This window comes from Pantoea sp. GM_Pan_3, assembly GCF_026541045.1.
GTDB lineage: Bacteria > Pseudomonadota > Gammaproteobacteria > Enterobacterales > Enterobacteriaceae > Pantoea > Pantoea anthophila.
The window spans coordinates 284,331-310,331 of the sequence record NZ_JALNVA010000005.1; the positions used below are offsets into that span (position 1 = coordinate 284,331).

The following is a 26,001-nucleotide window of genomic DNA, read 5'->3' on the forward strand; positions in this document are numbered from 1 at the left end:
GTTCTGTTACACGCCTTTCATATTTTCCGCTTCCATTTCGCGGAAATATTTCACGGTTTTCACTTTCAGTTCCATGGTGGCCGGCTCATCACACACCACCACCGATTTTGCGTGCAGCTGCAGGCAGCTGATGGTCCACATATGGTTGACGTTGCCTTCAACTGCCGCCTGCAGGGCCTGCGCTTTAACATGGCCGGTAACCAGAATCATCACTTCCTCTGCATCCAGCAGCGTGCCGACGCCGACCGTCAGCGCGTATTTAGGCACCTGGTCAACGTCGCCGTTGAAGAAGCGAGAGTTCGCTACGCGGGTATCATGGGTCAGGGTTTTAATGCGGGTTCGCGAAGCCAGCGACGAAGCCGGTTCGTTAAAGGCGATATGGCCGTCGTTTCCGACACCCCCCATAAACAGGTGAATTTTACCCAGCGCGCGAATTTTCTCTTCGTACTGACGACATTCTGCGTCAATATCGGGTGCATTACCATTCAGCAGGTTGATATTTTCCGTTTGAATATCAACGTGATCGAAGAAATTACGATACATGAAGCTGTGATAGCTCTCCGGATGCTCTTTTGGCAGGCCCACATATTCATCCATATTGAACGTCACAACATGCTTAAAACTGACCTGGCCCGCTTTGTGCATATCAATCAGGTGTTTGTATGCCTCCAGTGGCGTGCCGCCGGTAGGCAGACCCAGGACGAAAGGTTTTTCCGCCGTCGGGTTAAACGCGTTAATGCGGTTAACGATATGTCGGGCGGCCCATTTGCCGACCTGGGTTGGCGTCGCTAAAGGAATCAGTCTCATGTTTCACCTCATTTGAAATGGAAAGGGGATCGCTGAACCGTTGCGTAAATCATCAGCCTGAACAGATTTTCTATTCTCGCCACGGCCGGAGCGCAATTCAATATTTCGGATCATAAAATAAGTTTGCAATCATAGCCAGATGTTGCAGTGTGACCCGATGTTTTTTAGTGATAAAAGTCACATATGTCGGGGTTTTAATTTGCGAGGCGAATTAATTTGTCATTACACTTCGCTGCGTGACATGCAGTGTATTCACAATCTTTGCAGCTGACATAACAACATTAAGCGGCGCAAAGCGACAAGTCAGGCTCATAGGGGGAAGGTCCATGTTAAGTTATTTACAGAAGGTAGGGCGGGCACTGATGGTGCCGGTTGCCACCCTGCCAGCGGCAGCGATACTTATGGGGGTAGGGTACTACCTCGATCCCGTCAGCTGGGGTGCAGATAACGCGCTGGCAGCGTTGCTGATTAAGTCCGGTGCGGCGATTATTGAGCACATGTCAGTCCTGTTTGCGATCGGTATCGCCTACGGCATGTCGAAAGATAAAGATGGCGCGGCGGCCCTCACCGGCTTTGTCGGCTTCCTGGTGGTCACCACGCTCTGCTCACAAGCCGCTGTCTCAATGATTCAGAAAATTCCTTTGGCTCAGGTGCCTGCTGCCTTTGGCAAAATCGAAAACCAGTTTGTCGGCATTCTGGTCGGGATTCTCTCGGCAGAAGTCTATAACCGCTTCAGCCACGTCGAACTGCCTAAGGCGCTCTCTTTCTTCAGCGGACGCCGGCTGGTGCCGATTCTCGTTTCGTTCCTGATGATCTTCGTCGCCTTTATCCTGATGTATATCTGGCCGGTGGTGTTCAATGGTCTGGTAGGCTTTGGCGAGCATATCCAGAAGCTTGGCTCGGTCGGAGCCGGTATTTACGCCTTCTTTAACCGTCTGCTGATCCCGGTCGGTCTGCATCACGCGCTGAACTCCGTGTTCTGGTTCGATGTGGCCGGAATTAATGACATTCCTAAATTCCTCGGCGGTGCACAGTCACTGGCGGATGGGTCGGCCACCGTGGGCATTACCGGTCGCTATCAGGCGGGCTTCTTCCCGATCATGATGTTTGGTCTGCCTGGTGCTGCGCTGGCTATCTATCACTGCGCGCGTCCTGAGAATCGCGTCAAAGTGGGCAGTATCATGCTGGCCGCTGCGTTTGCCGCCTTCTTTACCGGGATCACCGAACCGCTGGAGTTCTCCTTCATGTTCGTGGCACCGGTGCTCTATCTGATCCACGCTGTACTGACCGGTATTTCTGTCTTCATCGCCGCCAGCATGCACTGGATCGCCGGATTTGGTTTCAGCGCCGGGCTGGTGGATATGTTCCTCTCCACCCGTAACCCGCTGGCGACCCACTGGTACATGCTGATCCCGCAGGGGCTGGTGTTCTTCGTTATCTATTACGTGGTCTTCCGCTTCACCATCAAAAAATTCAATCTGTTGACCCCTGGCCGCGAGCTGGCGGTGGCCGGTGATGAAAGCGATGGGTATGACGTCAACGTGGACAACAGCGATAACGGCGAAAGCGCCACGGAATCCCTGGCACGTCGCTACATCGGTGCGGTCGGTGGCTCCGCTAACCTGACCAGCATTGACGCCTGCATCACCCGTCTGCGTCTGAACGTGAACGATTCCGCTCAGGTTAATGAGAGCGTGGCGAAGCGTCTGGGCGCGTCCGGCGTTATCCGTCTGAATAAACAGAGCGTGCAGATCATTGTCGGCACCCAGGCCGAAGGCATTGCCTCCGCCATGAAAAAAGTGCTGGCTAAAGGCCCGGTCGCGGCAGCTGCATCCGGCACGACGCCAGCGGCAGAGCCGGAGGTTAAACCGCAGGCCGTGCTGAACAGCGAGAAGCGCGTTATTGCGACGCTGCTGGCACCGGTAACGGGAGAGGTCGTGGCACTGGATGCGGTTCCGGATGAAGCCTTTGCCAGCAAAGCGGTAGGCGACGGGCTGGCCATCAAACCCAGCGACAAATGGGTTGTGGCACCGATTGCCGGAACGCTGGTGAAAATCTTCAATACCAATCATGCGTTCTGTCTGGAAACCGACAACGGTGTCGAGATCGTGGTTCACATGGGACTCGATACTGTGGCGCTGGACGGAAAAGGCTTCACGCGGCTGGCGGAAGAGGGAGCCAGCGTGGTAGCCGGTCAGCCGGTGCTGGAGATGGATCTTGAATTCCTGAACGCGAATGCCCGCTCGATGGTGAGTCCGGTGGTGGTCAGCAACAGTGAAGATTTCGCGGGTCTGACACTCCTGGCCCACGGTCCGGTCGTCGCAGGTGAAACCCCGCTGTATGAAGTGAAAGGCTAATCCCCGCAACAGAACCCCACAGGCAGGAAGCGATTCCTGCCTTTTTTGTTTTAAAGGCTTAACAAACGGTTGTTTCCCTCAGACGCTTTGTGGATCATACTCCGTTACTTCGTGGTACAAATCACCCGTTATTCGTATTGAGGATTTTTGAGATGAGTGAGGCTGAAGCCCGCCCAACTAACTTTATTCGTCAGATCATTGACGAAGATTTGGCGAGCGGTAAGCACAGCAGCGTGCATACCCGTTTTCCGCCGGAGCCCAATGGCTATCTGCACATTGGTCATGCGAAATCGATCTGTCTGAATTTTGGCATCGCCCAGGATTATCAGGGGCAATGCAACCTGCGTTTCGACGATACCAATCCGGTTAAAGAGGATATGGAATTCGTTGAATCCATCAAGCGTGACGTCCAGTGGCTGGGTTTTGAGTGGAGCGGTGAAGTCTGCTACTCATCAGACTATTTCGATCAGCTCTACAACTATGCCGTTGAGCTGATTACCAAAGGGCTGGCTTACGTTGATGAGCTGAGCCCGGATCAGATTCGCGAATATCGTGGCACCCTGAAAGAGCCGGGCAAAAACAGCCCGTATCGCGATCGCAGCGTGGAAGAGAACCTGGCGCTGTTTGAAAAAATGCGAAACGGTGGCTTTGCGGAAGGCACGGCCTGTCTGCGCGCCAAAATCGATATGGCTTCGAACTTCATCGTTATGCGCGATCCGGTGCTTTACCGCATCAAGTTTGCGGAACATCACCAGACCGGCAACAAGTGGTGCATCTACCCGATGTATGACTTTACCCACTGCATTTCCGATGCGCTGGAAGGCATTACACACTCGCTCTGTACGCTGGAGTTCCAGGACAACCGCCGTCTTTATGACTGGGTGCTGGACAACATCACGATTCCGGTTCATCCGCGCCAGTATGAGTTCTCGCGCCTGAATCTGGAGTATGCGGTGATGTCAAAACGCAAACTCACTCAGCTGGTGACCGAGAAGCACGTAGAAGGGTGGGACGATCCGCGCATGCTGACCGTTTCAGGTCTGCGCCGTCGTGGTTACACCGCGGCTTCTATCCGTGAGTTCTGCCGTCGTATTGGCGTGACCAAGCAGGATAACATCGTCGAGATGGCGTCACTGGAATCCTGCATCCGTGATGATCTGAACGAAAATGCGCCACGCGCGATGGCAGTACTCGATCCCCTGAAAGTGGTGATCGAAAACCTGCCCGCCGGTCACAACGAGGTCATCACCATGCCTAACCATCCGGGTAAACCGGAAATGGGTACGCGTGAAGTGCCGTTCAGCCGTGAGATCTGGATTGACCGTGCAGATTTCCGCGAAGAGGCGAACAAACAATATAAGCGTCTGGTTCTGGGCAAAGAAGTCCGTCTGCGCAACGCCTATGTGATCCGTGCAGAGCGGGTGGCCAAAGATGAAGCGGGCAACATTACCTGCATCTACTGCACCAGCGACGTGGATACCCTGAGCAAAGATCCGGCCGATGGCCGCAAGGTGAAGGGGGTGATTCACTGGGTGTCTGCGGATCATGCGCAGCCTGCCGAGTTCCGCCTCTATGACCGACTGTTCAGCGTACCGAATCCAGCGGCAGCTGAAGATTTCCTGGCGGTGATCAACCCTGATTCACTGAGCATCAAAAATGGCTTCGTCGAACCGAGCCTGCGCGATGTGGAAGCGGCCACCCCGTTCCAGTTTGAGCGTGAGGGCTATTTCTGCGCCGACAGCGTTTACTCTAAACCGACGCAGCTGGTGTTTAACCGCACCGTGGGGCTTCGCGACACCTGGGCTAAAACGGGCGAATAATCGTTTAGGGCTGACCTCATAAAATGACAAAAGGGCGATTAATCGCCCTTTTTTATTGCCCCTGTATTGAGAATTGCCGACGTTTATTCTGGATTAACGCAAATTCTGCTCAGACTGCCTTGTGAGAGAAATCTGAGTTTAAAAAAATTAATCAATTTCAGGATGTGAATTGTCCGCTTTCAGGTAGGCTATGCGCTCTAAGAGGTAGCAAAGCGGGTTATATAAGGAAAAAAAATGCCAGTCCTCGCTCAGGAAGCCAAACACAGTGTCGTCGTTTTACATCAGCTCATTGAACGTATTTTTAATCAGCCTGCCGGATCGGATGACAGCTTTGAGCTGATGATGTCCTTTTTCCATCCTGATTTCCGCATGGTGACGCCAAAAGGTAAAGAGTACGATCTTAACGCGGTCGAAGAGCTGTTCCGACAGCTGCAGGGGCAGCGGGAAGGGATGCGAATTGCGACCTGTGAGCACGTCATACTCTCTCATCACGAAAATGAGATCACCGTGCAGTATCGTGAAATGCAGATGCTGAATGGCAATAACCAGAGCCGTATTTCGCTAGCGATTCTGGATTGCAGCAGCTCGAATCCACGCTGGCGTTATCTGCAGGAGACGCTGGTGGCCTGAGGGTTCAGCTGAGCACAGACGAAAAAAAACCGGTCACGTAACCGGTTTTTTTATTTCCGTCCGCCAGATTACTGGTCGTGCAGGGTCTCATCTTCGCGGCAGTCGCCCAGCGTACAGTGTCCGTACAGATAGAGGCTGTGGTTGGTCAGCTTGATGCCATGACGGGTCGCGATTTCACGCTGGCGCGTTTCAATGGATTCATCGCTGAACTCAATAACCTTGCCGCAGTCCAGGCAGATCAGGTGATCGTGGTGATGCTGCTGCGTCAGTTCGAAAACGGATTTGCCGCCTTCAAAGTTGTGACGGGTCACAATACCGGCGTCGTCGAACTGGTTCAGCACGCGGTAAACGGTGGCCAGGCCAATCTCTTCGCCGATGTCGATCAGGCGTTTATACAAATCTTCCGCGCTGACGTGATGGCACTCAGGTTCCTGAAGCACTTCCAGAATTTTCAGTCTGGGCAGTGTCACTTTCAGGCCAGCCTTCTTTAATGCGGTGTTGTTGTCAGTCATGCGGATTTTGTCCTGTTACTAATATTCACTTTTGTGGCTTGTCGCCTTGAATGTCGATCTGTGCTCATTCGCATTTGCGTCTCATTATAGAGCTCAGGGGATGAAATGAAAACCTGAGGGCCGTGAATCATCATGGGCGATGGGGGAAGCTTCACCGGGCCGGGGAGGATTCTGGCAGAGGTCTTTCAGCACATCACTGCGTCATACCGCCTGAGCTAATACGCGGAAGATCGATGCGGGTATTCTACAGATTAAACGAAGAAAGTTAAAAAAATGTGGCTATTATTTCTATAGGAAATTCCATTGCCTCAATGTGAGCTGGCGCTCACATTGAGGCGGGGTGCATCAGGCTTCGATGATCTCTTTCAGCTGCAGTTCATCAAAAATCTGCTTAACCCACTGATCGACGCGCTGGCTGGTCAGCTCAGGCTGACGATCTTCGTCAATGGCCAGGCCCAGAAAGTGCGTCTCATCAGCCAGACCTTTTGAGGCTTCGAAATGGTAGCCTTCTGTTGGCCAGTGACCCACGATAACGGCGCCGTGCGGCTCGATAATGTCGCGGATTGTGCCCATCGCATCACAGAAATATTCAGCGTAATCTTCCTGGTCGCCACAGCCAAACAGGGCAACCAGCTTGCCGTTGAAATCGATCTCTTCCAGCGTCGGGAAGAAGTCATCCCAGTCGCACTGCGCTTCACCGTAGTACCAGGTCGGGATGCCCAGCAGCAGGATATCAAACGCTTCCAGGTCTTCTTTTGTACTTTTCGCGATGTCATGCACTTCTGCAACATCTTTACCCAGCTGTTTCTGGATCATTTTTGCAATGTTTTCGGTGTTGCCGGTATCGCTGCCAAAGAAGATGCCTACGAGTGCCATGAGTAAAATAACCTCTTAAATCCTGATAATGAGATGTGTGCCGCAGCACATTTCTGCGAATAATAGCAGACGAGACAAACCCGCGGAACGGTTAAAGCCTCGACATTTGCTCCTGCGTGCGATTTGCCCGCATCAATCCAGTTTGAGCTGCGCCAGCAGCATCTGTTCAATCAGTTCGCTGCGGCTGAGATTACGCTGCGCGGCCAGCGAATTGAGTGCATCGACGGCCTCACTGTTCATTTTCAGTTCGACACGACGCAGTCCGCGCCCTTTGTCACGTTTCAGTTGATTGCGCTTATTGATGCGCAGCTGTTCATCACGCGAAAGCGGACTGGTTTTGGGGCGACCCGGGCGGCGCTCATCAGCAAACAGATCGAGCGTCGTGCGGTCAGTGTGTTCTTTTGCCATGGCTTAGTAAAACTGAATGGGTGCGGGCGCCAGACGCTCACCGCGCAGATTATAAATTATTGGCCGTTGCCGCAGAAAAATCGACCTGCGGCAAAATTTTAGCGCGCCATCATACTGCACGCTTACTCCGGACGCCAATCCTAAACCCTTACTGCCATCTATTTGCTTTTAAAGCGCAAAAAAGCGCCGCACACTGCGCAAAACGGCATCGGGCTTCTCGGCATGCACCCAGTGGCCCGCACCGCCGATCACGTGGGCCTGCGCCGCCGGGAACTGCTGAAGTAACGCATCGCGATAGCGGTTATCCAGGTAACTGGAGTCGCCGCCGCGGATAAAGAGAGCCGGATGAGGCCAGGCGGGAACAGGCTGCCAGCCAGAAAGGGTAGGGTAGTTATCCCACAGCACCGGCACGTTAAAGCGCCATTGGCCGTCATGAAATGACTTCAGCAGGAACTGAATGACCCCTTCTTCTTCAATCACCGGCCGCATAATGCGGGCCGCCTCGCTGCGCAGCGTCACGCCCGCCTCTGAGACGGCGCGAATACCGGCAAAGATCAGGTCGTGACGCCGGGTCTGATAATCGACCGGCGCGATATCGATCATCACCAGCCGCTCAATGCGATCCGGCACCAGCGCACTCATGGTCATGGCGATTTTACCGCCCATCGAATGACCGATGACCGCGACGCGATCGATGCCGTGCGCATCCAGCGTATCGACCATATCCTGTGCCATTACAGCGTAGTTCATCTCCTCCGATCGCGGCGAGAGTCCATGGTTACGGACATCCACCTGCAGCAGCGGCCCGCCATCTTTCAGGCCACGGGCCAGCACGCCGAGGTTATCCAGACTGCCAAACAGACCGTGAATAAGCAGGATGGGCAGAGAATCAGCAGGGGATTGTTCAGTTTGCAGACGGGCGTTCAAAATCATAGCAAAGTTCTTAAGTTTGAGACCTGAGCTTAGGTTATCATGGTTTCACCTTTTCAGGCGCGCCGGTTCCGGCGGCATTAGGACATATTCTGACTTTTGCCCGTAAACCGTTTGATTGCTAACAGCCCGCCTGAATTTAACTTTATAATCCTCATGTTAGAACCCGCACATCCGTTGAATTGTCTGACTATACTCAGGGCTTTTCAGGAAAGAGGTGGTTCTGTCATGAGAAAGAACCGTACGGAATAAGATGAAAACGATCGAAGTTGACGAAGAGCTCTACCGTTATATTGCCAGCCACACGCAGCACATTGGTGAAAGCGCATCTGACATTCTGCGTCGTATGCTGAAGTTTACGGCCGGTCAGACGGCACCCGCTTCGCCGGCTCAGCCTGCCTCAAAAGATGCAGCGAAAGAGGCGCCGTCTGCGCCTGTGGGTTCGCGCCCGCAGGATCGTGTGCGCGCGATGCGTGAGCTGCTGCTCTCCGATGAATATGCGGAGCAGAAGCGGGCGGTCAATCGCTTTATGCTCGTTTTGTCAACGCTCTATCGTCTTGATACCGCAGCCTTTGCTGAGGCCACTGCATCGCTGCAGGGCCGCACCCGCGTCTACTTTGCAGGTGATGAGCATACGCTGTTGCAGAATGGCACCCATACTAAGCCGAAGCATGTGCCCGGCACGCCGTACTGGGTGATCACCAACACCAATACCGGCCGTAAATGCAGCATGATCGAACACATCATGCTGTCGATGCAGTTCCCTGCGGAACTCACCGAAAAAGTTTGCGGCACCATCTAAAACTTAAGCGTCAGGGAGCAGCGCCGATGGCCAATCACCCACGTGCCGGGCAACCCGCCCAGCAGAGCGATTTGATTAACGTTGCACAATTAACGTCACAATATTATGTCCTGCAGCCCGATGTGGCGAACCCGGAACATGCGGTGAAATTTGGCACCTCTGGCCATCGCGGCAGTGCAGGGCGTCAAAGCTTCAACGAGATGCACATTCTGGCGATTGCACAGGCGATTGCGGAAGAGCGTAAAAAGAACGGCATCACCGGGCCTTGCTACGTCGGCAAAGATACGCACGCGCTCTCTGAGCCGGCAATCCTGTCGGTGCTGGAAGTGCTGGCAGCGAATGGCGTTGACGTGATTGTGCAGCAGGACAATGGCTATACGCCGACCCCTGCCATCTCAAATGCGATCCTTGAGCACAACAAATCGGGTGGCCCGCTGGCTGACGGCATCGTGATTACGCCGTCCCATAACCCACCGGAAGATGGCGGCATCAAGTACAACCCACCTAATGGCGGACCGGCTGATACCAACGTCACCAAAGTGGTGGAAGATCGCGCTAATCAGCTGATCAAAGATGGCCTGAAAGAGGTTAAGCGTCTGCCACTGGAGCAGGCACTGGCCAGCGGTCATGTGGTCGAGAAAGATTTGATTCAGCCTTACGTTGAAGGCCTGGCCGAAATTATCGATTTCCCGGCTATCCAGAAAGCGGGCCTGAAGCTGGGCGTTGATCCGCTTGGTGGTTCAGGTATCGCCTACTGGCAGCGCATTGCGGAACACTACAAACTGGATCTGACGCTGGTCAATGACGCGGTCGATCAGACTTTCCGCTTTATGCATCTGGATAAAGATGGCGTGGTGCGCATGGACTGCTCGTCTGAAAGCGCCATGGCAGGCCTGCTGGCTTACCGCGACAAGTTTGATCTGGCATTCGGTAACGATCCCGATTATGACCGTCACGGCATTGTGACCCCGGCGGGTCTGATGAATCCAAACCACTATCTGGCTGTGGCGATTAACTACCTGTTCCAGCATCGTCCGCAGTGGGGCCAGGACGTTGCCGTCGGCAAAACGCTGGTTTCCAGCGCCATGATTGACCGTGTGGTTAATGACATTGGTCGCAAGCTGGTGGAAGTGCCGGTCGGCTTCAAGTGGTTTGTTGATGGTCTGTATGACGGCAGCTTCGGCTTCGGTGGCGAAGAGAGCGCGGGTGCCTCATTCCTGCGTTTCGATGGTACGCCGTGGTCAACGGACAAAGATGGCATCATCATGTGTCTGCTGGCGGCTGAGATTACTGCCGTGACCGGTAAAAACCCTCAGCAGCATTACGATGAGCTGGCTGCACGCTTTGGTGCGCCGAGCTACAACCGTCTGCAGGCATCAGCGACTTCCGCGCAGAAAGCGGCGCTGTCGAAGCTCTCTCCTGAGATGGTCAGCGCGGATACGCTGGCAGGTGACCCGATCACCGCTCGCCTGACGGCAGCACCGGGCAATGGCGCATCCATTGGCGGTCTGAAAGTGATGACGGAGAATGGCTGGTTTGCGGCCCGTCCGTCAGGCACTGAAGACGCCTACAAGATTTACTGTGAAAGCTTCCTGGGCGCAGAACACCGCGCGCAGATCGAGAAAGAAGCAGTAGAGATTGTCAGCGAAGTGCTGAAAAACGCCTGATCCGTCGGGCAATGAAAAGGCGCCGTGGGTGCCTCAGACTGCTCCCTTACTCGCATCAGGGCATATCCTGCCGCAGCGGATTAGCCTGATGCGCAGGGGACAGGGTCAGAAGAGGAAAGCGTCCCGCGCCAGGGAAGGCGCGGGCCGAGCAGTCAGGGATGACGGTTTTGCGTCTTTCCGATCTGACCCTGTTCCCTGAGCAGGCTCCGTCTTACAGCGATAGCTACCCGATTCTGTCAGTATCAGAAGGCGCCTCTGGCGCCTTTTTTCATGGCATAAAACGGTAGCCGATGCCAGTTTCTGTCAGCAGATGCGCAGGCTGTGTCGGGTTGGCTTCCAGCTTCTGACGCAGATGTCCCATATAGATGCGCAGATAGTGGCTGTGCTCCACCGCATTCGGTCCCCAGACCTGGCTCAGCAGTTGCCGCTGTGTCAGCACCTTCCCGGCATTGTTCAGCAGAATACTCAGCAGGCGAAATTCAATAGGAGTGAGGTGAACCTCACTGTCGCCGCGCTGCACCCGTCGTGCGGCAAAATCGACACTGACATCGGCAAAATGAACCCGGGCGTCGGGCTGCTGACTGCTATGACGGCGCAGCGCAACCCGCACGCGCGCCATCAGTTCGCCGATGCCAAAGGGTTTGGTCAGATAGTCATCCGCACCGGCATCCAGTGCCGCGATCTTATCCTGCTCATCACTGCGCGCGGATAACACAATCACCGGCATGGCGCTCCACTGGCGCAGATCGCGGATAAAATCGGTGCCATCCCCATCCGGCAGGCCCAGATCCAGGATAACCAGATCGGGTTTACGGGTCGCCGCCTCAATCAGTCCGCGCTGCAGCGTATCTGCATCAAAAACTTTAAGGGCTTCACTCTCCAGTGCGAGCCGGACAAAGCGACGGATCTCTTTTTCATCTTCAACGATCAAAACCGTGGTCACGCAATACCTGCCTTAACGGGGTGCCGAAGCGCTACTTTATCAATATTTCTGGCTGCCGTCCGGCGGCTTCATCGGTCGGCCACTTTCAACTCTTCAATAACCTTGCGATAACCTTTGTGTAACTTAATTACAGGCTGATTCTTAAACAGCAAAAATAGCGGTAATTAAGTGGTCAGACGAGTAGTAAAACTACACAATCTGGCGTAAAGTCAGACACAGATCACATTCGCACCGTTTCGCTCGCCGGGAGGAAAAACCATGTATCAGGCTTATCCACGCTACAAAATTATTGCACGCCGCACGCTGGTGGTTCTTCTCGGCGTTATGGCGCTTCCTGTCATGCTTTTTCGCCAGGATCGCGCCCGTTTCTACAGCTATCTGCACCGCATCTGGTGTAAAACCAGCGCCAAACCGGTCTGGCTGGCGCAGTCAGAAGCGGCAGGCGGTGTCTTCTGGTAAAGCCTCCTGTCAGTAAACAGGCCCGGTCAGCAGACCGGGCTTTTTTTTACTTTTTTTCTACAATAATAAGAGCAACCTGTTGCTTTAACGCTGTCTTCCTGACCATTTTACGCTACACTTAAACCTCTACAAGATTTCAGAGGTTGTACAAGTATGAGCAATAAAATCCCCGTTGGAATCAGTGCATGCCTGCTCGGCGATAGCGTCAGGTTTGATGGTGGCCATAAGCGTCTTACTTTTGCGACCCAGGATCTTACGCCCTTTGTCCGTTTTGAGCCGATCTGTCCTGAAATGGCGATTGGCCTGCCTACACCGCGTCCGGCATTACGGCTGGTGAAGCAGGGCGATGATGAGCTGCATCTCTGCTTCAGCAAAGATGGCGGGGAAGAAGTCACCCGCCAGATGCGTGACTGGTCAGCAGAGCGGGTAAAATCGCTGCATCATCTTTCGGGCTACATCCTGTGTGCCAAATCCCCCAGCTGTGGCATGGAGCGTGTGCGGGTCTATGAACCTGACACCAACAACAACCGCAAAGTCGGCACCGGCATCTTCGCTGAATTTCTGCAGCGCGAAATGCCCTGGCTGCCGCTGGAAGAAGATGGTCGCCTGCATGATCCGGCGCTGCGTGAAAACTTCATCGGCCGCATCTGTGCACTGCATGAGTTTAATCAGATGTGGCAACAGGGACTGACCCGCCACGGGCTGATCGCCTTCCACAGCCGTTACAAGCTGATGATGCTGGCGCACTCGCAGGAGAAATATCGCGAGCTGGGACCTTTTGTCGCTTCCATGAGTCAGTGGGATTCGCTGGACGCCTTTGCGTTTGAATACCGCAACCGCATGATGGCGCTGATGTCTCGTCCCGCGTCACGCCGCAATCACACCAATGTCCTGATGCACGTGCAGGGCTATTTCCGCCGTCAGCTCAGCTCGCCACAGCGTCAGGAGCTGGCCACGCTGATTGATCGCTATCGCCAGGGGACGCAGCCGCTGCTGGTGCCAATCACCATCCTTAAGCACTACATGGCGGAGTTCCCGCATCCGTGGCTGGCTCAGCAACGTTATTTTGACCCCTATCCCGAAGCCTTGTGCTTACGCTACGGACAGTAATTCAGGAGGCGTATGACCACCCATCTGGTCTGGCTGCGTAACGACTTACGCATCAACGATAATCTGGCGCTGCACGCCGCCTGTCGCGACAGCAAGGCGAACGTCATTGCGCTCTTCATGGCGACGCCGGAACAGTGGCAACAGCATGAGATGTCACCTAAACAGGCTGCCTTTATCCACGCCAGCCTGCTGGAAGTGCAGGATGCGCTGGCAGAGCGGGGCATCAGGCTGCACTACCAGGCGTGTAGCACCTTCAGTGACAGCATTGATGCTCTGGCGGAGTTTTGTGAAAAGCAGAAGGTCGACCAGCTTTTCTATAACTATCAGTATGAGGTCAATGAGCGTCAGCGTGATGCAGAAGCTGAAAAGCGTCTCGACAAGGCGGGCGTTATCTGTCAGGGATTTGATGACAGCCTGCTGCTGGCACCCGGTAGCGTACAGAGCGGCGACCGCTCCATGTACAAGGTGTTCACACCCTTCAGCAAAGCCTTTGTCCGACGTCTCCAGCAGGGATTGCCGGAGTGCGTCCCTGCGCCAAAAGCGCGTGAAGGCGCACCGCTGAAGACTCAGGCAATTCCTGCATTTGACTACCCCAAAGGCGAGTTTGACCATGATCTTTTTCCGCCAGGCGAAACCGCGGCGCTGAAGCGTCTGCGCCACTTCGCCAAACAGCCGGTGCTGGACTATCTCAGCAAACGCGATCTGCCTGCGCTGGATGCGACCAGCCGTCTGTCGGTTTATCTGGCAACAGGCGTGCTGTCGCCCCGCCAGTGTCTGCATCGTGTCCTGCATGAACATCCCGATGCGCTGGATAACAGCCGCGCATTTACCTGGCTGAATGAACTCATCTGGCGTGAATTTTACCGGCATCTGCTGGTCGCCTATCCCTCCCTGTGCCGCCATAAGCCTTTTGTTGACTGGACGCACCGGGTGGAATGGCAGCGCAATGAGGCCCATTTCGACGCCTGGAAAGCGGGGAAAACGGGCTTTCCGATCGTTGATGCTGCGATGAGGCAGATGAAGGAGATAGGCTGGATGCATAACCGGTTACGCATGATCACCGCCAGCTTTCTGGTGAAGGATCTGCTGATCGACTGGCGCGAAGGAGAGCGCTATTTTATGCAGCAGCTGATTGATGGCGATCTGGCGGCAAACAATGGTGGCTGGCAGTGGGCCGCATCAACCGGGACGGACGCCGCACCCTATTTCCGAATCTTTAACCCGACGACCCAGGGCGAGCGCTTCGATCCGCAGGGCGATTTTATCCGCCACTATCTGCCGGAACTGGCCGATGTCCCCGACAGCGATATTCACCAGCCGCACCGCTGGGCGGAGAAGCATCATAAGAAACTCGATTATCCGGCACCAATCGTGGATCATAAGGCCGCACGTAAAAAGACATTAGACGCCTTTGAGCGCGCCAAAAGCGCCGCCTGAGGCCTCGCAGGAGCCTGAATGAATCATTACGAACTGGAGGCGCTGATTAATCAGCATCTCAACAGCCACACCTTCAGCGATTATGCCCCCAACGGTTTACAGGTTGAGGGACGCAGTGAGGTTAAGCGGGTTATCACCGGTGTCACTGCCTGTCAGGCATTGCTGGATGAGGCGGTCGCCCGCGAGGCGGATGCGATAATCGTCCATCACGGTTATTTCTGGAAAAGCGAACCGGCCGCGATTAAAGGGATGAAGCGCCGCCGTCTGCGGACCCTGCTGGCGAATGATATCAATCTCTACGGCTGGCACCTGCCGCTTGATGCGCACCCGGAACTGGGCAACAACGCGCAGCTGGCAAAGCTGCTGGATATTGAAATCCGGGGTGAAGTGATGCCGCTCGTTTTCCATGGGGAACTGGCAGAGCCGCTCTCCGGCGAACAGCTGGCCAGCCGCATCGGGGAGCGGCTGGGACGTCAGCCGCTGCATTGCGGTGACAACGCGCCGGCTCTGATTCGCCGCATTGCCTGGTGCAGCGGAGGCGGGCAGGGCTTTATCGACCAGGCTGCGGCCGCAGGCGTCGATGCCTATATTACCGGTGAAGTTTCTGAACAGACCATCCACAGTGCGCGTGAGCAGGGGCTGCACTTCTTTGCCGCAGGGCACCATGCTACCGAGCGGGGCGGCGCAAAAGCGCTGGGCGAGTGGCTGGCGCAGCACCACAATCTCGACGTAACCTTCATCGATATTCCTAACCCTGCCTGATGCCCTTCCCGGTCCTGCGCACCTGCGCAGGGCCTTATTTCCTGACGCTATTCCTGCTGCTGCGCGCCTGCGCAGGTCCTTATTCTCGATGAGAACCCACGCTGCTGCGTGACTGCAGCGGAGCTTATTGATTGACATCTTCCTGTCACTTTCGCATAACTGTTTGCTTTATGTAGATAAGGCACTGGCCGAGCCGCTGCTTTTGGCGGCACGGTCAGGCGCGATCTCAACTGAGCGGGAGGTAGCGGTTGCAACGAGCACGGTGTTATTTATCAGGGGAACGCGCTGTCGTGCTGGAGCTGGAACCGCCGGTTTCACTGGAGAGCCAGCAACGCATCTGGGGACTCAATCAGCGGCTGCGCGATCACGAGAGCGTGCAGGAAGTGATCCCCGGCATGAACAACATCACCCTGATCCTGCGCGATCCCCAGCAGAATGCGCTGGATGCGATAGAGCGTCTTCAGCGCTGGTGGGAGGAGAGTGAGGCGGAATTTCCCGCGTCGCGGGAGGTGTCGATCCCGGTGATCTATGGCGGCTCCTCTGGTCCCGATCTGACCGTAGTGGCGGAACATGCCGGACTGACGCCCCGTCAGGTGGTTGAGCTGCACAGCAGCAGCGAATATGTGGTGTTCTTTATCGGCTTCCAGCCCGGTTTCCCCTATCTCGGCGGACTTGATTCCCGTCTGCACACGCCTCGCCGTGCTGAACCCAGAGTCGCGGTGCCCGCCGGATCGGTCGGCATCGGTGGCAGCCAGACCGGCATCTATCCGCTGGCCTCGCCCGGTGGCTGGCAGCTGATCGGACATACATCCACCGCACTGTTCGATCCGCGCCAGCAACCGCCTGTGTTGCTGCGTCCCGGCGACCGCGTGCGCTTTGTGCCGCAACAGGAGGGCGTATGTTAAACATTCTGCGAGCCGGACTGGCCACCACCATTCAGGATGCCGGTCGTGCTGGCTGGCGGCAGTATGGCATCAGCCCCGGCGGCGTGCTCGACTATCCCGCTATGTTTACCGCCAACGTGCTGGTGGGCAATGCGCCCCACAGCGCGGTGCTGGAGATCGTGCTGGGCCAGTTTAAAGCGGAGTTTACCCGTAATGGCTGGTTTGCGCTGACGGGGGCGGGCTGTCAGGCGGAGCTGGATGGTCAGCCGGTCTGGACAGGCTGGCGCACCGCAGTAAAAAAAGGGCAGGTGCTCTCGCTGGCAATGCCGAAGCGCGGCATGCGCAGCTATCTGGCGGTGCAGGGCGGTTTTGATCTGCCGGAGATGCTCGGCTCGCTCAGCACCGATCTCAAAGCGGGTTTTGGCGGCTTCAAAGGGCGAATCTTGCAGGATGGCGATCGCCTGCCGCTGGGCAAACCGACCCGGACGTTCGACCGCAAAGTCGGGGTGCGGCAACTGCTGTGGGGCAACCGGATTCGTGCGCTGCCCGGCCCGGAGTACCACGAATTCAGCCGCGACGCGCAGCAGGCATTCTGGCGCACCGCCTGGAAACTCAGCCCGCAAAGTAACCGGATGGGCTACCGGCTGGAGGGGCGGCAACTCAGTCGTGAAAATCCGCGTGAACTGCTGTCACACGGCGTCATGCCTGGCGTGATTCAGGTGCCACCCAGCGGACAGCCCATCGTGCTGATGGCGGATGCCCAGACCACCGGTGGCTATCCACGCATCGCCTCGGTTATCGAAGCCGATCTCTATCACCTGGCGCAAATCCGTCTGGGTGAACCTGTTCACTTTATTCACTGCACCCTGCCGGAGGCGATGCTGGCGCGCCAGCATCAGCAACGCGCACTGGATCAGATGATGTGGGGGCTTAATGAAGATTGATTTAAATGCCGATCTCGGCGAGGGCTGCGCCAGCGATGAGGCACTGCTGCAACTGGTCAGTTCTGCCAACATCGCCTGTGGCTTCCATGCGGGTGACGCGCAGACCATGCTGCAGTCGGTGCGCTGGGCGCAGGCATCGGGCGTGGCCATCGGCGCGCATCCCTCGTTTCCCGACCGGGAAAACTTTGGCCGTCGCGCCATGCAGCTGCCGCCGGAGACGCTTTACGCCCAGATGATCTACCAGATTGGCGCGCTGAAAAGCCTGGCGGAAAGTGAAGGGGCGCGGCTGGTCCATGTCAAACCGCACGGCATGCTCTACAACCAGGCCGCAGCCGATCCGGTGCTGGCTGACACCATCGCCCGCGCCATCAGGGCGGTTGACAGCCAGCTGATCGTGACAGGGCTGGCTGGCAGCGAATCGATCCGCGCCGCGGCGCACTACGGCTTACGCACCCGGGAAGAGGTTTTTGCTGACCGGGGTTACCTGAGCAGCGGGGCACTGGTACCGCGCAGCGAACCGGGCGCACTGATTGAGGATGAACAGCAGGCCATTGATCAGACGCTGACGATGGTCCGGCAGGGCAAAGTCAGGAGTATCAGTGGTGAATGGGTCGCGGTGAATGCGCAGACCGTCTGCTTACATGGCGACGGCGCACACGCGCTGCAGTTTGCCCGGCGGTTGCGTGATGCCTTCGCCGCTCAGCAGATTGCGGTTACCAGCGCCTGAATAACATTTAGCCCGGCTTATGCCGGGTTTTTAAACTCTGAGGGAAAACCATGGAAAGTGCAGTCAATCTCTGGCCGTTACTGGGCATTGCCGCCATCGTTATCGGCTTCGTGTTACGTTTCAATCCGGTGCTGGTCGTGATCGTCGCCGGATTCGTCACCGGTCTGGCGGCGATGATGCCGCTGGCGGACATTCTGGAAAAGCTCGGCGCGGGTTTTCTGAACACCCGTAATCTGCCGCTGATTCTGCTGCTGCCGCTGGCGGTCATTGGCCTGCTGGAGCGTCACGGGCTGAAGGAGCGGGCACAGGCGTGGATCGCACAGATAAAAACGGCCACCGCCGGACGTCTGCTGATCGTCTATCTGTTTGTCCGTGAAATCACCGCCGCGCTGGGATTAACCAGCCTGGGTGGCCATCCGCAGATGGTACGTCCGTTGCTGGCCCCGATGGCAGAGGGGGCAACGGAAAACCGCTATGGTGAGATCACACCTGAACTGCGCTACCGGCTGCGCGCCATGTCTGCGGCCACCGATAATGTCGGCCTCTTCTTTGGTGAGGATATCTTCGTGGCATTTGGCGCGATTATCTTTATGCATAACTTTATGCAGGAGTCAGCCGGGATTCAGACCGAACCGCTGCACATTGCGTTATGGGGCATTCCGACCGCGCTTGCCGCCTTTCTGATCCACTCGGCGCGTCTGATGCGTCTGGATCGTCAGCTGGCGCGGGAACTTCAGCAGCTGAACCACCAGGCGCTGAAAGCCCGGGGAGGTGAATAATGTTCCAGCAACAATATCTGATGTGGCTGGCGGGCATTATCCTGCTGGTGGTCGCGATCCTCTCCTGGCGTGACAGCGCGAATCCGCGCCGTTTTACCACCGGACTCTTCTGGGCGTTGTATGGCCTGGTATTTCTGGTGGGGGACTGGACGACGCAGATGATGAGCAGCCTGATGGGCTCGGATGCTGCGGGCACCCGAATGCTGCACATCACCATCGGTGTCATTGTGGTCGTGATGGCATTGATCGCCGGTTTCGGGGGTGTCCGGCTGGGTCGTTATCATCAGCGCAGTGATGAAGAGAAGCAGGCCAGCGCAGGGCGTCTGGGCAATAAACTGTTTCTGCCCGCGCTGGCGATCCCGGTCGTGACCGTGATCGGTGTGCTGGCGTTTAACCATATTCCCGGTCTGCAGGATGCGGTTTTCGGACCCGGCAACCACGCCACGCTGGTGACGCTCTTCTCCATGATGGTGGGCTGTCTGATCGGCTGGCTGGTGGCGTTAAAACTGACTCATGAAAAACCGGTGCAGTCGATGCAGGAGACCCGCCGTCTGCTGGATTCGGTTGGCTGGGCCTTTATTCTGCCGCAAATTCTCGCCACCCTGGGACTGCTCTTTACCAGCGCGGGCGTGGGCGGTGCGATTTCGCATCTGACTGAGACCTGGCTGGCGGTAGACAACCGCTTTGTCGCGGTCACCGTTTATGCCGTCGGAATGGCGCTGTTGACCATGATCATGGGTAACGCTTTTGCCGCGTTTCCGATTATTACCGCAGGCGTCGGCATCCCGATCTTAGTGCTGCAGCACGGCGGTAATCCGGCGGTGATGGCCGCGATTGGCATGTTCTCCGGCTACTGCGGCACCCTGATGACGCCGATGGCGGCGAACTTCAATATCGTCCCGGCCGCGCTGCTGGAACTGCCGGACCGTAACGCGGTGATCAGGGCTCAGATTCCAACCGGTGTGCTACTGTTAATTGTTAACATTTTCCTGCTCTATTTCCTGATGTTTCTGTGAGGCCGCATGAAAACTGTTCTGATGACCGCCTTTGAACCCTTTGGCGGTGAAACGATTAACCCGTCATGGGAAGCGGTCCGCGCACTGGAGGGCAAACAGATCGGTGACGCCACCATCGTTATCCGCCAGTTACCTGTCGTCTTCCGCGATGTGCTGACGGTGCTCTATCAGGCACTGGATGAGGTTAAACCGGATCTCATTCTGTCCGTGGGGCAGGCAGGGGGCCGCAGCGATATCAGTGTTGAACGCATCGGCATTAATGTGGATGACGCCCGTATCCCGGACAACGCCGGTCATCAGCCGGTGGATGAGCCCGTGGTCGCGGGCGGCCCGGCAGCCTACTTTTCCCGTCTGCCAATCAAAGCGATCGTTGCGGCCGTGCGCGAAGCGGGCATTCCCGCCTCGGTTTCACAAACCGCCGGCACCTTTACCTGCAACCGGGTGATGTATGGCCTGCTGCACTGGCTGGCGCAGCAGGAGCGCCCGGCGCGGGGTGGTTTTATCCATATCCCTTATCTGCCCGAGCAGGCGGCGCAGCATCCCGGTGTGCCAAGCATGGCGGTCGCAACGATTATCAGGGCGCTGGAAATTGCAGTGCAGGTGACGCTGGAAACCGGCGACGACATAAAACAGGTGGGCGGAGCCACCCATTAAGAGGATGAAGGATGCCTGAAGGACCGGAAATCCGCCGTGTGGCGGATAAACTTGAAGTCGCGATTGTGGGGCAGCCGCTGACAGAGGCGTGGTTTGCATTTCCTCAGCTGAAAACCTACGAACCGGCCCTGATTGGCGAGCAGGTGCAGGCGATTGAGACGCGCGGAAAGGCGTTGCTGACGCACTTCAGCAATGGCCTGACGCTCTACAGCCACAACCAGCTCTACGGCGTCTGGCGCATCGTCAAACCCGACACCGAACTTAACACCACACGTCAGCTGCGGGTACGGCTGGCGACGGCGGGCAAAGCGATTCTGCTCTACAGCGCCTCCGACATTGAACTGCTCAACGCGGATACGCTGGCGGCCCACCCGTTCCTGAATCGTATCGGGCCGGATGTGCTGAGTAGCGGTGTGACGGTGGATGAGGTCAGGGAACGGTTGCTCTCACCCCGCTTCCGGCGACGCCAGTTCAGCGGTCTGCTGCTGGATCAGGCGTTTCTGGCCGGGCTGGGCAACTACCTGCGCGCTGAAATTCTCTGGCTGGCACAGCTGCTGCCTCACCATAAGGCTCAGGAGCTGAGCGACAATCAGCTGACTGCTTTCAGCGAAGCACTGCTGTCAGTACCGCGTCACGCCTACCGGATGCGCGGAACCATGAAGAAATATCATGAGGAAGCGGCCTTTCAGTTTGAGGTGTTTCACCGGCAGGGCAAGACGTGCCGGCGCTGTGGCACAACCATTGAGAAGGGCACGCTCTCATCGCGGCCTTTTTACTGGTGTCCGGGCTGTCAGAGGTAGAGAGAGGAGCAAGTGAAAAGCAGGCGAGGGCAGAAACAGGCTGCTATAAGATCGAGCCTGCTCAGGAAACACGGTCAGATCGGAAAGACGCAAAAGCCGTCATCCCTGACATGCTCGGCCCGCGCCATCCCTGGCGCGGGACGCTTTCCTCTTCTGACCGTGTTACCTGCGCATTGAACTTATTCGTGGCGGCCAGACTCACCTCTATTCAGGCTTCTCAACTGGCCGGGGCGGGGATCGCTCCCCGCCATCACGAACTTACTTCTCCAGCTTAGAGCTGAATTCACGCTCAGTGTAACCGGTGTAGAGCTGACGCGGACGGGCAATCTTCATGCCTTCGTCGTGCATCTCTTTCCAGTGTGCAATCCAGCCAACGGTACGGGCCATCGCGAAGATCACCGTAAACATGGAGGAAGGAATCCCCATCGCTTTCAGAATAATACCGGAGTAGAAGTCGACGTTAGGATAGAGCTTACGCTCGATGAAGTACGGGTCGTTCAGCGCGATGTGTTCCAGCTCCATCGCCACTTCCAGCAGGTCATCTTTCATACCCAGCTCATTCAGGACTTCATGGCAGGTATCACGCATCACGGTCGCGCGTGGATCGTAGTTTTTGTAAACGCGATGACCAAAGCCCATCAAGCGGAAGGAGTCATTCTTATCCTTGGCACGTTTAACGAACTCAGGAATGTGCTCAACGCTGCTGATCTCTTCCAGCATACGCAGTGTCGCTTCGTTTGCACCGCCGTGCGCCGGTCCCCACAGGGAGGCGATCCCGGCGGCGATACAGGCAAACGGGTTCGCACCACTTGAACCGGCGGTACGCACTGTTGAGGTAGAGGCGTTCTGCTCATGGTCAGCATGCAGAATCAGAATACGGTCCATGGCGCGTTCCAGCACCGGGTTAACTTTGTACTCTTCGCATGGCGTAGCGAACATCATGTGCAGGAAGTTACCGGCATAAGAGAGGTCGTTGCGCGGATAAACAAATGGCTGGCCGATGGAATATTTGTAACACATCGCTGCCATGGTCGGCATCTTGGAGAGCAGACGGAATGCTGCGATTTCGCGGTGGCGCTCAATGTTTACATCCAGCGAATCGTGGTAAAACGCCGCCAGTGCACCGGTCACACCGCACATCACCGCCATCGGATGCGAGTCACGACGGAAGCCGTGGAACAGACGGGTAATCTGCTCATGAATCATCGTATGACGGGTAACGGTGGTGCGGAACTCATCAAACTGCTTCTGATCCGGCGCTTCGCCATTCAGCAGGATGTAGCACACTTCCAGATAGTTAGAGTGGGTCGCCAGCTCAGAAATAGGGAAACCACGGTGCAGCAGGATACCTTCGTCACCATCAATAAAGGTGATTTGCGATTCGCAGGACGCTGTAGAAGTGAAACCGGGATCGAAGGTGAACAGGCCACTTGCACCCAGAGAGCGGACATCAACCACATCCTGGCCCAGCGAGCCTTTCAGCACGTCCAGTTCAATAGATGTTCCATCTTGCAGGGTTAGCGTTACTTTTTTATCTGTCATTTTCGTCTCCATAGCGCCTTATGTAGGTAAGGATCTTTAGACACCTGAAACGCGTTCATGTTGCGGTTGGCAAAACAACACAGTATCACTCTGCGGCGATCAGGCCGGTGCAGGGTACAGAGTGAGCGGCGCGTTCCCAGCGGGAACCTGTGAGCCATGGACATGCTGCATATCGCGGTTGTTAAAGATCCGGTCAGGACATAACTTCTTGGTAACCAATAACCTGATGCTTTTTAATGCTCATTATCGCAATGTTACATAACTTGCGCTTAGGGGAAAGTGTATCCCCATAACTTTTGTGCATCATAGGAATTTACAGGCTTAGTTTGTAACTGAATTGTTGAACTATTGTCAAATCAGATAATTAAAATTGTATCAATTGTGAAAATCGTGAGTATGATCACTGTTCTACCTAAAATATACCAAAGAGTTTGTAGGGGAATTGTAATCAGAATGTGATCCTCCTATACTCCAGGCAGGTCTCCGGAACACCCTGACACCAGGAGCCACCCAGCGTTTACTACCGCGTCAATTAACACTGGATGTTGCTTGTTTGGTGACGGTTAAAGTCTGCCACGCGTTGTGATTAGACTCCGCCTCAGGTCCGGAGGAAGCAAAATAAAAAAGAGCTGTGTGGGCAAAACCGTGAAAAAACAAAGACCTGTCAACTTGGATCTCTCGACGATCCGGTTTCCCGTTACTGCAATATCATCCATTCTTCACCGCGTCTCCGGCGTAATCACCCTGGTTGCCATTGGCATCCTGCTGTGGCTACTCGGTCTCTCTCTCTCCTCTCCTGAAGGTTTCCAGCACGCTGCGTCCATTATGGATGGCTTCTTCGCGAAGTTCATCATGTGGGGCATCTTAACGGCGCTGGCCTATCACGCGGTGAGCGGGATTCGTCATATGTTGATGGATTTTGGTTATCTGGCTGAAACGCTGCAGGTCGGTAAGCGCTCAGCACATATAACTTTTGTGATCACTGTCGTGCTGGCAATTCTGGCGGGAGTCCTCGTATGGTAAGCAATGCATCCGCATTGGGTCGCAACGGCATTCAGGACTGGCTGCTGCTGCGCGCAACTGCAATTCTCATTACGCTCTACATCGTCTACATCCTCGGTTTCGTGGTGATGACAGACACGCTGACGTATGACCTGTGGCGTGGCTTCTTCGCCTCCGCCTTCACCAAAGTGTTCACGCTGCTGACGCTCTTCTCCATTCTGATCCACGGCTGGATCGGGATGTGGCAGGTGTTAACAGACTACGTTAAATCGCTGCCAACCCGTTTGTTGCTGCAGTTTGTGATTGTCGTGGCGCTGTTGTGGTATGCGATTTATGGCTTTGTTGTGGTGTGGGGTGTGTAAATGAGTTTGCCAATCAGAGAATTTGATGCCGTGGTGATCGGCGCAGGTGGCGCAGGAATGCGCGCCGCACTGCAAATCTCCCAGGGCGGCCAGAGCTGTGCCCTGTTATCCAAAGTTTTCCCGACCCGTTCCCACACGGTATCTGCGCAGGGCGGTATCACCGTTGCGCTGGGTAATACCCACGAAGATAACTGGGAATGGCATATGTACGACACCGTCAAAGGTTCCGACTATATCGGTGACCAGGACGCGATTGAATATATGTGCAAAACCGGCCCGGAAGCGATTCTGGAGCTGGAGCATATGGGCCTGCCATTCTCCCGTCTGGAAGATGGCCGTGTTTATCAGCGTCCGTTTGGTGGTCAGTCGAAAAACTTCGGCGGCGAGCAGGCGGCACGTACGGCGGCGGCCGCTGACCGTACCGGTCACGCCCTGCTGCATACGCTCTATCAGCAGAACCTGAAAAACAAAACCACCATCTTCTCGGAGTGGTACGCGCTGGATCTGGTGAAAAACGCCGATGGCGCGGTAGTGGGTTGTACCGCTATCTGCATCGAAACCGGCGAAACCGTCTACTTCAAAGCGAAGGCGACCATTCTGGCGACCGGCGGTGCAGGCCGTATCTATCAGTCCACCACCAACGCCCACATCAACACCGGTGACGGTGTCGGTATGGCGCTGCGCGCAGGCGTGCCGGTGCAGGATATGGAGATGTGGCAGTTCCACCCAACCGGCATCGCGGGTGCGGGTGTGCTGGTCACGGAAGGCTGCCGTGGTGAAGGTGGCTACCTGCTGAACAAACATGGCGAGCGCTTCATGGAGCGTTATGCGCCAAACGCCAAAGACCTGGCGGGCCGCGACGTGGTTGCGCGTTCGATGATGATTGAAATCCGTGAAGGTCGCGGCTGTGACGGTCCGTGGGGCCCGCACATCAAACTGAAACTCGATCATCTGGGTAAAGAGGTACTGGAATCGCGTCTGCCGGGTATCCTGGAGCTGTCGCGCACCTTTGCTCACGCCGATCCGATTAAAGAGCCTATCCCGGTTATTCCGACCTGCCACTACATGATGGGCGGCATTCCGACCAAAGTAACCGGTCAGGCGCTGCGCGTGAACGAGCAGGGCGAAGATGTGGTGATTCCTGGCCTGTTCGCCGTCGGCGAAATCGCCTGTGTTTCGGTGCACGGAGCCAACCGTCTGGGTGGTAACTCCCTGCTGGACCTGGTGGTCTTTGGCCGCGCGGCGGGTCTGCATCTGCTGGAGAGCATCCAGGAGCAGGGCGACCTGCGTGATGCGACCGAAGATGAAATCGCCGTGGCGATGGAGCGTTTCAACCGCTGGGAAAACAACACCACCGGAGAAGACCCGGTTGAGATTCGCAAAGCGCTGCAACGCTGCATGCAGAACAACTTCTCGGTCTTCCGTGAAGGTGATGCGATGGCGCAGGGTCTGGAAGAGCTGAAAGAGATTCGCCAGCGCCTGAAGTCAGCGCGTCTGGATGACCGCTCACCCGATTTCAACACCCAGCGTATTGAGTGCCTGGAGCTGGATAACCTGATGGAGACGGCCTTTGCCACGGCGGTCGCGGCTAACTACCGCACCGAGAGCCGCGGTGCGCACAGTCGCTTCGACTTCCCGGATCGTGATGATGAAAACTGGCTGTGCCACAGTCTTTATGTCCCGGAAACCGAAAGCATGACGCGCCGTGAGGTGAACATGCAGCCGAAACTGCGCGCGGCCTTCCCGCCGAAAGTGCGCACCTACTAATTCC

Annotated in this window: 26 protein-coding genes; 19 read left to right on the forward strand and 7 right to left on the reverse strand. The window is 56.1% G+C overall.

Annotated features, from left to right (window positions below; all coding sequences use genetic code 11):
• Window positions 1-6: 6 nt before the first annotated feature.
• Window positions 7-807 (reverse strand): glucosamine-6-phosphate deaminase, encoded by an 801-nt coding sequence (nagB, locus tag OXR04_RS16230; protein WP_267371961.1) that lies wholly within the window; start codon window positions 805-807, stop codon window positions 7-9.
• A gap of 326 nt (window positions 808-1,133) precedes the next feature.
• Between nagB and nagE the strand changes: the two genes are divergently transcribed.
• The 3 genes from nagE (at window position 1,134) to OXR04_RS16245 (ending at window position 5,614) form a co-directional block, all read left to right on the forward strand.
• Window positions 1,134-3,164 (forward strand): N-acetylglucosamine-specific PTS transporter subunit IIBC, encoded by a 2,031-nt coding sequence (gene nagE, locus OXR04_RS16235; protein WP_267371959.1) that lies wholly within the window; start codon window positions 1,134-1,136, stop codon window positions 3,162-3,164.
• A 152-nt stretch (window positions 3,165-3,316) separates the two neighbouring features.
• The gene (gene glnS, locus OXR04_RS16240) at window positions 3,317-4,984 is read left to right on the forward strand and encodes a glutamine--tRNA ligase (RefSeq protein WP_009091458.1); all 1,668 of its coding nucleotides are present in this window, start codon (window positions 3,317-3,319) and stop codon (window positions 4,982-4,984) included.
• 234 nt (window positions 4,985-5,218) lie between these two features.
• Window positions 5,219-5,614 (forward strand): hypothetical protein, encoded by a 396-nt coding sequence (locus tag OXR04_RS16245; protein WP_009091456.1) that lies wholly within the window; start codon window positions 5,219-5,221, stop codon window positions 5,612-5,614.
• A gap of 68 nt (window positions 5,615-5,682) precedes the next feature.
• Here the strand turns inward: OXR04_RS16245 and fur are convergent, their stop codons facing one another.
• The 4 genes from fur to ybfF all read right to left on the reverse strand — a co-directional run bounded on the left by fur (window position 5,683) and on the right by ybfF (window position 8,343).
• The gene (gene fur, locus OXR04_RS16250) at window positions 5,683-6,126 is read right to left on the reverse strand and encodes a ferric iron uptake transcriptional regulator (protein WP_009091454.1); all 444 of its coding nucleotides are present in this window, start codon (window positions 6,124-6,126) and stop codon (window positions 5,683-5,685) included.
• 345 nt (window positions 6,127-6,471) lie between these two features.
• A complete protein-coding gene (fldA, locus tag OXR04_RS16255) occupies window positions 6,472-7,002 on the reverse strand; it encodes a flavodoxin FldA (RefSeq protein WP_009091452.1) in 531 nt (176 codons plus the stop codon).
• A gap of 132 nt (window positions 7,003-7,134) precedes the next feature.
• Window positions 7,135-7,410 (reverse strand): LexA regulated protein, encoded by a 276-nt coding sequence (ybfE, locus tag OXR04_RS16260; protein ID WP_009091450.1) that lies wholly within the window; start codon window positions 7,408-7,410, stop codon window positions 7,135-7,137.
• A 168-nt stretch (window positions 7,411-7,578) separates the two neighbouring features.
• Window positions 7,579-8,343, reverse strand: a complete 765-nt coding sequence (gene ybfF, locus OXR04_RS16265) for an esterase (RefSeq protein ID WP_267371954.1) — start codon at window positions 8,341-8,343, stop codon at window positions 7,579-7,581.
• A 250-nt stretch (window positions 8,344-8,593) separates the two neighbouring features.
• On the opposite strand from ybfF, the gene seqA reads away from it, so the two are divergent.
• Together seqA and pgm are read left to right on the forward strand one after the other, a co-directional pair.
• Window positions 8,594-9,142 carry a replication initiation negative regulator SeqA gene (gene seqA / locus OXR04_RS16270; RefSeq protein WP_009091446.1) on the forward strand — a complete coding sequence of 183 codons (549 nt, stop codon included), beginning with the start codon at window positions 8,594-8,596 and terminating at the stop codon, window positions 9,140-9,142.
• Between the two features lie 26 nt (window positions 9,143-9,168).
• Window positions 9,169-10,809 carry a phosphoglucomutase (alpha-D-glucose-1,6-bisphosphate-dependent) gene (gene pgm / locus OXR04_RS16275; RefSeq protein ID WP_009091443.1) on the forward strand — a complete coding sequence of 547 codons (1,641 nt, stop codon included), beginning with the start codon at window positions 9,169-9,171 and terminating at the stop codon, window positions 10,807-10,809.
• Between the two features lie 268 nt (window positions 10,810-11,077).
• Here pgm and kdpE read toward each other — a convergent pair whose 3' ends face one another.
• Complete coding sequence (gene kdpE / locus OXR04_RS16280) at window positions 11,078-11,752, reverse strand: two-component system response regulator KdpE (RefSeq protein ID WP_009091441.1); 675 nt, start codon at window positions 11,750-11,752, stop codon at window positions 11,078-11,080.
• A 258-nt stretch (window positions 11,753-12,010) separates the two neighbouring features.
• Here kdpE and OXR04_RS16285 point away from each other — a divergent pair, with 258 nt between their 5' ends.
• From OXR04_RS16285 to nei, 11 genes are all read left to right on the forward strand, one after another.
• Entirely contained in the window at window positions 12,011-12,211 is a 201-nt protein-coding gene (locus OXR04_RS16285) for a YbfA family protein (RefSeq protein ID WP_009091439.1), read from the forward strand.
• A gap of 153 nt (window positions 12,212-12,364) precedes the next feature.
• The gene (locus OXR04_RS16290) at window positions 12,365-13,321 is read left to right on the forward strand and encodes a 2-thiouracil desulfurase family protein (protein ID WP_140028222.1); all 957 of its coding nucleotides are present in this window, start codon (window positions 12,365-12,367) and stop codon (window positions 13,319-13,321) included.
• A 12-nt stretch (window positions 13,322-13,333) separates the two neighbouring features.
• Window positions 13,334-14,758 carry a deoxyribodipyrimidine photo-lyase gene (gene phrB, locus OXR04_RS16295; protein ID WP_267371950.1) on the forward strand — a complete coding sequence of 475 codons (1,425 nt, stop codon included), beginning with the start codon at window positions 13,334-13,336 and terminating at the stop codon, window positions 14,756-14,758.
• Window positions 14,759-14,776: 18 nt separating this feature from the next.
• Window positions 14,777-15,520, forward strand: a complete 744-nt coding sequence (locus OXR04_RS16300) for a type 2 GTP cyclohydrolase I (RefSeq protein WP_111208936.1) — start codon at window positions 14,777-14,779, stop codon at window positions 15,518-15,520.
• A gap of 248 nt (window positions 15,521-15,768) precedes the next feature.
• Window positions 15,769-16,425 carry a 5-oxoprolinase subunit PxpB gene (gene pxpB / locus OXR04_RS16305; RefSeq protein WP_111208935.1) on the forward strand — a complete coding sequence of 219 codons (657 nt, stop codon included), beginning with the start codon at window positions 15,769-15,771 and terminating at the stop codon, window positions 16,423-16,425.
• The gene (pxpC, locus tag OXR04_RS16310) at window positions 16,419-17,348 is read left to right on the forward strand and encodes a 5-oxoprolinase subunit PxpC (protein WP_140028224.1); all 930 of its coding nucleotides are present in this window, start codon (window positions 16,419-16,421) and stop codon (window positions 17,346-17,348) included. The genes pxpB and pxpC overlap by 7 nt, the downstream gene beginning before the upstream one ends.
• Entirely contained in the window at window positions 17,338-18,075 is a 738-nt protein-coding gene (gene pxpA, locus OXR04_RS16315; RefSeq protein WP_058956306.1) for a 5-oxoprolinase subunit PxpA, read from the forward strand. The genes pxpC and pxpA overlap by 11 nt, the downstream gene beginning before the upstream one ends.
• Window positions 18,076-18,125: 50 nt before the next feature.
• Window positions 18,126-18,854, forward strand: a complete 729-nt coding sequence (locus OXR04_RS16320) for a DUF969 domain-containing protein (RefSeq protein WP_150029418.1) — start codon at window positions 18,126-18,128, stop codon at window positions 18,852-18,854.
• Complete coding sequence (locus OXR04_RS16325; RefSeq protein ID WP_111207731.1) at window positions 18,851-19,870, forward strand: DUF979 domain-containing protein; 1,020 nt, start codon at window positions 18,851-18,853, stop codon at window positions 19,868-19,870. Before OXR04_RS16320 ends, OXR04_RS16325 begins: the two co-directional genes overlap by 4 nt.
• Before the next feature lie 6 nt (window positions 19,871-19,876).
• A complete protein-coding gene (gene pcp / locus OXR04_RS16330; RefSeq protein ID WP_009091423.1) occupies window positions 19,877-20,524 on the forward strand; it encodes a pyroglutamyl-peptidase I in 648 nt (215 codons plus the stop codon).
• A gap of 11 nt (window positions 20,525-20,535) precedes the next feature.
• Window positions 20,536-21,324 carry an endonuclease VIII gene (gene nei / locus OXR04_RS16335; protein ID WP_267371945.1) on the forward strand — a complete coding sequence of 263 codons (789 nt, stop codon included), beginning with the start codon at window positions 20,536-20,538 and terminating at the stop codon, window positions 21,322-21,324.
• Between the two features lie 258 nt (window positions 21,325-21,582).
• Here nei and OXR04_RS16340 read toward each other — a convergent pair whose 3' ends face one another.
• Window positions 21,583-22,866 carry a citrate synthase gene (locus OXR04_RS16340; RefSeq protein WP_009091420.1) on the reverse strand — a complete coding sequence of 428 codons (1,284 nt, stop codon included), beginning with the start codon at window positions 22,864-22,866 and terminating at the stop codon, window positions 21,583-21,585.
• A 633-nt stretch (window positions 22,867-23,499) separates the two neighbouring features.
• On the opposite strand from OXR04_RS16340, the gene sdhC reads away from it, so the two are divergent.
• The 3 genes from sdhC to sdhA are packed head-to-tail and all read left to right on the forward strand — an operon-like array spanning window position 23,500 to window position 25,997.
• Window positions 23,500-23,889 carry a succinate dehydrogenase cytochrome b556 subunit gene (sdhC, locus tag OXR04_RS16345; RefSeq protein WP_009091418.1) on the forward strand — a complete coding sequence of 130 codons (390 nt, stop codon included), beginning with the start codon at window positions 23,500-23,502 and terminating at the stop codon, window positions 23,887-23,889.
• The gene (gene sdhD, locus OXR04_RS16350) at window positions 23,883-24,230 is read left to right on the forward strand and encodes a succinate dehydrogenase membrane anchor subunit (protein ID WP_009091417.1); all 348 of its coding nucleotides are present in this window, start codon (window positions 23,883-23,885) and stop codon (window positions 24,228-24,230) included. The genes sdhC and sdhD overlap by 7 nt, the downstream gene beginning before the upstream one ends.
• Window positions 24,231-25,997 (forward strand): succinate dehydrogenase flavoprotein subunit, encoded by a 1,767-nt coding sequence (gene sdhA / locus OXR04_RS16355; protein WP_009091415.1) that lies wholly within the window; start codon window positions 24,231-24,233, stop codon window positions 25,995-25,997.
• Window positions 25,998-26,001: the final 4 nt, after the last annotated feature.